The sequence below is a fragment of the Streptomyces sp. AcH 505 genome (genome assembly GCF_000818175.1).
Taxonomy (GTDB): Bacteria; Actinomycetota; Actinomycetes; order Streptomycetales; family Streptomycetaceae; genus Streptomyces.
Map to the genome: position 1 here is coordinate 4633885 of NZ_JTIY01000001.1, position 6150 is coordinate 4640034.

Genomic DNA, 6150 nt, shown 5'->3' on the forward strand with positions numbered 1-6150 from the left:
CGGCTGGTCGCCGCGCTCGTACGGGCGCTGGCGACCCATCGCGGCACCGAGGCGGCGGCGCCCGAGCTGTACGGGCTGCACCAGCTCGTCCTGGACGTCGCCGAGCGGCGCGAGCTGCACCGCGAGAAGGCCGCCGCCCTGCTGAACATCGGCGACCTGGACGCCCGTACCGGCCGCACGGCCGACGCGCTGGTGCGCTACCGCGCCGCGCTCGACGCCGGAAGGGCGGCCAACGACCTCTACGCGACCGGCCGCGCGATGGAATCCGTAGGCGGTGCCTACCAGGACCTCCAGGACTGGCAGCGGGCCGCCGACTGGTACGGCAGGGCGCTGTCCCAGCGCATCGGCAGGGGCGAGCGCGCCGACGAGGCGCGGCTGTACGGCCGGCTCGGCGCCGTCCACGCCTACGCGGGCGAGTACGACGACGCGCTGCGCGACTGGCGCGCTGCGGCGGCCGGCTTCCGGCGGCTGGGCGATCTGCCGGGTCTGGCACGGGCGTTGAGCGAGACGGCCCGGGTACTCGAACACGCGGGCCGCCCCCAGGAGTCGCTGCGCGTCTGCGAGGACGCCGCCGCTGTCGCACGCCAGGCCGGTGACGTACGGCTCCAGGCGGCGCTCCAGCTCCGTCTCGCGGACACCCTGGAGCGGCTCGGCGACCCCACGGCTGCGGGGCTGCACCGCGCCGCAGCCGATCGTTTGCTGGCAGAACCGCCGACAGATCACGAGTCCGCCTACGAAATCCGTAGCGGTTCCGGGAAAGATTAAAGCTTTGCAAGGCTAGACAGCTGGAAGTCCTTCATTAGACTGGCTCCGCCGCGTGTTTCTGTGGCGACTCCCGGAGCGCCCCGCGCTGCCCGGGTATGTATGGAATTACCCCGGTAATCCCCTGAGCCCCTGAGTCAAGGACCGTGATCCACGTGCTGGTCGGTATCCCCCGCGAGGTCAAGAACAACGAGTTCCGGGTGGCCATCACCCCCGGCGGTGTGCACGAGCTGGTGCGCCACGGTCATCAGGTCGTCATCGAGCGTGACGCCGGCGCCGGATCCTCGATCACCGACGACGAGTTCAGTGCGGCGGGCGCCCGCGTCCTGGCGACGGCCGACGAGGTCTGGGCCGCCGCCGACCTGCTGCTCAAGGTCAAGGAGCCGGTTCCCGAGGAGTACCACCGGCTGCGCAAGGGCCAGACGCTCTTCACGTATCTGCACCTCGCGGCCTCCCGCGCCTGCACCGACGCGCTGCTGGACTCCGGCACCACCGCCATCGCCTACGAGACGGTCGAGACCGCCCATCGCGCGCTGCCGCTGCTCGCCCCGATGTCCGAGGTGGCCGGCCGGCTCGCCCCGCAGGTCGGCGCGTACCACCTGATGCGCTCGGCCGGCGGCCGTGGCGTACTGCCCGGCGGGGTCCCCGGCACGGCGCCCGGCCGCGCCGTCGTCATCGGCGGCGGTGTCTCCGGGTGGAACGCCACCCAGATCGCCGTCGGCATGGGCTTCCACGTGACCTTGCTCGACAAGGACATCAACAAGCTCCGCGAGGCCGACAAAGTCTTCGGCACGAAGGTCCAGACCATCGTCTCCAACGCGTACGAACTGGAGCGCGCGGTGGTCGGCGCGGACCTCGTCGTCGGCGCCGTACTCATCCCCGGCGCGAAGGCGCCAAAGCTCGTCACCAACGCGCTCGTGGCCAAGATGAAGCCCGGGAGTGTACTTGTCGACATTGCAATCGATCAGGGTGGTTGCTTCGAGGATTCGCACCCGACGACGCACGCCGAACCGACCTTCCAGGTGCACGACTCGGTCTTCTACTGCGTGGCCAACATGCCGGGCGCCGTGCCCAACACCTCCACCTACGCGCTGACCAACGCGACGCTGCCCTACATCGTGGAGCTGGCGAACCGTGGCTGGGTCGAGGCGCTGCGCCGCGACCCGGCACTCGCCAAGGGCCTCAACACCCACGACGGCCAGGTGGTTTACCGTGAGGTGGCAGAGGCGCACGGCCTGGACAACGTGGAGTTGAGCGCCCTTCTCGGCTGACGCGTCAACGCCGTCGTCAACATCGCGCCAACGGCCGGATCTTGCTCAGCGAGGTCCGGCCGGGTGTCTGTCGGGACACATTCGGACCCCCGGTCAACTCGCCTCGTACGTAACACTTCGACCGATTCGCGCACCCGGGAAACCCGTGCGCCATGCCTTGGTGAGAGGCCCGTGCGCCCTTGACAGAGAGGTGTTCGGTTGCCGACACATCGGGCCGGGTCCGGCGGATTGTGTTGCTGCGGACCGGTGACACGCCATAGAGTCGCCCATCGTCGGCATGGTGCCACGCTGACCTATCGATAAGTTTCCTGGTCACGTCCAAGGAGGTAAGACGACTTGTGAATGAGTCGACATTTACTCCCGGGGGTGGTCAACCAGGAATGCCTGCGAGGGGCCAGAGCCCTTCGTCCGGGCTCGACGCTGTCGGCTCCGTCGCAGTCCGCACCTTCTCGACCCACCCGCACATGACGACAGCCCACCAGATGATGGACGGCCAACACGTGAACGCCATGGCCGGCAACGAGGGCGGGCGAGAGTCCAGCCCATTCGCCGACTACAACGAAGTGCCCGAGGGTCACTTCTACGACCCTGACGCCGAGTACGAGCCCGACCCCGAATACGCGGCCACCCTCGCGCCCGACGCTGCCCGCCAGCGCCGCGAGCGGATCGGCCCGACCGGGCGTCCCCTGCCGTACTTCCCGATCCCAGGACCGCTCACCGATCACGGCCCCGCGAAGATCATCGCGATGTGCAACCAGAAGGGCGGCGTCGGCAAGACGACGTCGACCATCAATCTGGGTGCCGCGCTCGCGGAGTACGGACGGCGCGTCCTGCTCGTCGACTTCGACCCGCAGGGAGCCCTGTCGGTCGGACTCGGTGTGAATCCGATGGAGCTCGACCTCACCGTCTACAACCTGCTCATGGAGCGGGGCATGGCGGCGGACGAAGTGCTCCTGAAGACCGCTGTGCCCAACATGGATCTACTGCCGAGCAACATCGACCTCTCGGCCGCCGAAGTGCAGTTGGTGAGCGAGGTGGCGCGCGAGTCCACGCTCCAGCGGGCGTTGAAGCCGCTGATGCAGGACTACGACTACATCGTGATCGACTGTCAGCCCTCGCTCGGTCTGCTCACCGTGAACGCGCTGACAGCGGCGCACAAGGTGATCGTGCCGCTGGAGTGCGAGTTCTTCGCGCTGCGCGGCGTGGCCCTGCTCACGGAGACCATCGAGAAGGTCCAGGAGCGGCTCAACCCCGAGCTGGAGCTCGACGGCATCCTCGCCACGATGTACGACTCCCGCACGGTGCACAGCCGTGAGGTGCTCGCCCGCGTGGTCGAGGCGTTCGACGAGAACGTCTACCACACGGTGATCGGGCGGACCGTGCGCTTCCCCGAGACCACGGTCGCCGGTGAGCCGATCACGACCTACGCGTCGAACTCCGTCGGCGCCGCCGCGTACCGCCAGCTCGCCAGGGAGGTGCTCGCCCGGTGTCACGCCGAGTGAGTCTGCCCGGGGCCGACGAACTGTTCCGTACGACCGGTGGCACGGCTCTGCAGGCATCATCGCCCGCGGACCGGCGCCGGAGCGCGAACGGCGAGGCCCGGGTGCCCGGTCCCGCGGGGGAGAGCGACCCGTCTGGCGAAGCGGCGGGACCGTCCTCGCCGGCGGCCTCGGCCGGTACGTCGACGGAGGAGCACTCCACCGCCGAACCGGGTCCCGCCGGGCCGCCGCGCAGCCGTACGTCGGACGCGGAGCAGGCGGCGTCCTCCGTCAAGGGGCGCCGCCCGCCGGAGCAGGGCAACGGCCCCTCGCAGCCGGGCGGCCCGCAGGGGCCCCAGGGCGGGCAGCAGGGCGGCCAGCGCCGCAGGGGGCGGGGTGCCAACCGCCGTCCCAGCGGTCGCGAACGGCACGACGAGAAGATCACGGTCTATGTCTCGGCCGAGGAACTGATGGACCTCGAACACGCGCGGCTCGTGCTGCGCGGTGAGCACGGCCTCGCCGTCGACCGCGGGCGGATCGTCCGCGAAGCGGTGGCCGTCGTGCTGGCGGATCTGGAATCGCGCGGCGACGCGAGCATCCTCGTACGGCGCCTGCGCGGCCGCTGAAGATAGCCTGCGCGGGCCGGACCCGCCGCCCACGCACCTGGACCCCGATGCCGCCGACCGACGACCCCGCCCGCCCCTCCCGCCGCTCACTCGGCCGCGGTCCGGGCGTGCCGGACGCGCGGCCACCGGCGGTCACGGAGCCGGAACCGGTGCTTCCGGAGCCGGTCGCCGAACCGGAAACGGCCGCGGTGGCCGAGGCCGAGCCTCCGCCCCCACCGGCTCCGCCGGCCGAGCCGGAACCCGAGCCCGACCCGGATCCAGAACCCGACCCGGATCCAGGGCCCGTCCCGGAGCCCACACCCGCTCCCGACCCGGCACCGGACCCCGCACCCGCGCCCGACGGGGAGACCGAACCCGTCGACGACGGCCGGTTCACCGTGCGGCTCGTCAACTTCGAAGGCCCCTTCGACCTGCTGCTCCAGCTCATCTCGAAGCACAAGCTCGACGTGACCGAGGTGGCGCTCTCCAAGGTCACCGACGAGTTCATGGGCCATATCCGCGCCATGGGCCCCGACTGGGACCTCGACCAGACCACCGAATTCCTCGTCGTCGCCGCCACCCTGCTCGACCTCAAGGCGGCCCGGCTGCTGCCCGCCGCCGAGGTGGAGGACGAGGCCGACCTCGCCCTGCTCGAAGCGCGTGACCTGCTCTTCGCCCGGCTGTTGCAGTACCGCGCCTACAAGCAGATCGCGGAGATCTTCAGCGACCGTCTGGAGACCGAGGCCCGGCGCTATCCGCGCACCGTGGGCCTCGAACCCCAGTACGCCGAGCTGCTTCCCGAAGTCGTGATCCGCATCGGCCCCGAGGGCTTCGCCCGGCTCGCGGTGAAGGCGATGCAGCCCAAGCCCCGGCCGCAGGTGTACGTCGACCACATCCACGCGCCGCTCGTCTCCGTGCAGGAGCAGGCGGGGATCGTCGTGGCGCGGCTGCGCGAGCGCGGCGAGGTGAGCTTCCAGGCGCTCACCGAGGACGCAGCGGACACCCTCACCGTCGTGGCGCGCTTCCTGGCCCTTCTGGAGCTCTACCGGGAGCGGGTGGTGGCGCTCGACCAGGAAGAGGCCCTGGGGTCGCTGATGGTCCGCTGGACGGGCGGGGACGACGATGTGGAACCGACGGTGACCGACGAGTTCGACCGGCCCCCGGACGTACCCGACGTGCCGGCGGCCCCGGCACCGGCCCCGGAGGCCGACCAGACGCGCGAGGAGAAGGTGTGAGCGAGCAGGAGCAGGCCCCGTCCGGTACGGCGGGCACCGGTGTGGCGGGTACGGCGAGCACGGTCGCCGAGCTCGACCTCCGCCCCGCCCTGGAGGCGGTCCTCATGGTCGTGGACGAGCCCGCGAGCGAGGAGCACCTGGCCAAGGTCCTCGACCGCCCCCGCAGGGCCGTGGCGGACGCGCTGCGCGCGCTGGCGGACGAGTACACCGTGCAGGGCCGCGGTTTCGAGCTGCGGCTGGTCGCCGGGGGCTGGCGGTTCTACTCGCGCCCCGCGTACGCGGAGGCCGTCGAGGGCTTCGTCCTGGACGGCCAGCACGCCAGGCTGACCCAGGCGGCGCTGGAGACGCTGGCCGTCGTCGCGTACCGCCAGCCGGTGAGCCGTTCCCGGGTCTCGATGGTGCGCGGAGTGAACTGCGACGGTGTGATGCGCACCCTCCTCCAGCGGGGGCTGGTCGAGGAGGCGGGCGCGGAACCCGAAACAGGTGCGATCCTGTACAGGACGACGAACTACTTTCTGGAGCGGATGGGCCTGCGCGGCCTTGACGAGCTTCCGGAGCTCGCGCCCTTCCTCCCCGAGGCGGAGGCGATCGAGGCCGAGACCTTGGAAGGGGTTCCGTCGTTCGACCCAGACGCGCCGGACACCCCGGAAACTTACGCAGACGACAAGACGGAAATTTGATGCGAAGCGGCAACAGCAACAGCGGAAGCGGCAACAGGAACGGCGGAGGCGGTAGCGGCGGCGGCAACCGGGGGGCCGGCAGCGGCGGCCGGGGCTCCGGCGGCGGCAACCGCGGCGCG

Annotated in this window: 6 protein-coding genes; all 6 read left to right on the top strand. The window is 70.9% G+C overall.

The genetic code is table 11. The features are described from left to right. Positions 1-765, top strand: a 765-nt coding sequence (locus tag HY68_RS21165; protein ID WP_041991153.1) for a tetratricopeptide repeat protein, incomplete at its 5' end; no start/stop codon positions are given. Between the two features lie 152 nt (positions 766-917). Continuing rightward, positions 918-2033 (top strand): alanine dehydrogenase, encoded by a 1116-nt coding sequence (gene ald, locus HY68_RS21170; RefSeq protein ID WP_041996747.1) that lies wholly within the window; start codon positions 918-920, stop codon positions 2031-2033. Between the two features lie 380 nt (positions 2034-2413). Further along, positions 2414-3535: a ParA family protein gene (locus HY68_RS21175; protein WP_041991155.1), complete on the top strand. Its 1122-nt coding sequence runs from the start codon at positions 2414-2416 to the stop codon at positions 3533-3535. Beyond that, on the top strand, positions 3532-4137 hold the full coding sequence (locus tag HY68_RS21180) for a hypothetical protein (RefSeq protein ID WP_041991157.1): 606 nt from the start codon (positions 3532-3534) through the stop codon (positions 4135-4137). Before HY68_RS21175 ends, HY68_RS21180 begins: the two co-directional genes overlap by 4 nt. Before the next feature lie 47 nt (positions 4138-4184). Then, the gene (locus HY68_RS21185; protein ID WP_041991159.1) at positions 4185-5351 is read left to right on the top strand and encodes a segregation/condensation protein A; all 1167 of its coding nucleotides are present in this window, start codon (positions 4185-4187) and stop codon (positions 5349-5351) included. Between the two features lie 41 nt (positions 5352-5392). Then, the gene (gene scpB, locus HY68_RS21190) at positions 5393-6031 is read left to right on the top strand and encodes an SMC-Scp complex subunit ScpB (RefSeq protein ID WP_107070205.1); all 639 of its coding nucleotides are present in this window, start codon (positions 5393-5395) and stop codon (positions 6029-6031) included. Positions 6032-6150 lie beyond the last annotated feature (119 nt).

Coding starts and splice junctions, on each gene's coding strand:
- HY68_RS21175 (WP_041991155.1), top strand. CDS start 2,414: ATGCCTGCGAGGGGCCAGAGCCCTTCGTCCGGGCTCGACGCTGTCGGC.
- HY68_RS21185 (WP_041991159.1), top strand. CDS start 4,185: ATGCCGCCGACCGACGACCCCGCCCGCCCCTCCCGCCGCTCACTCGGC.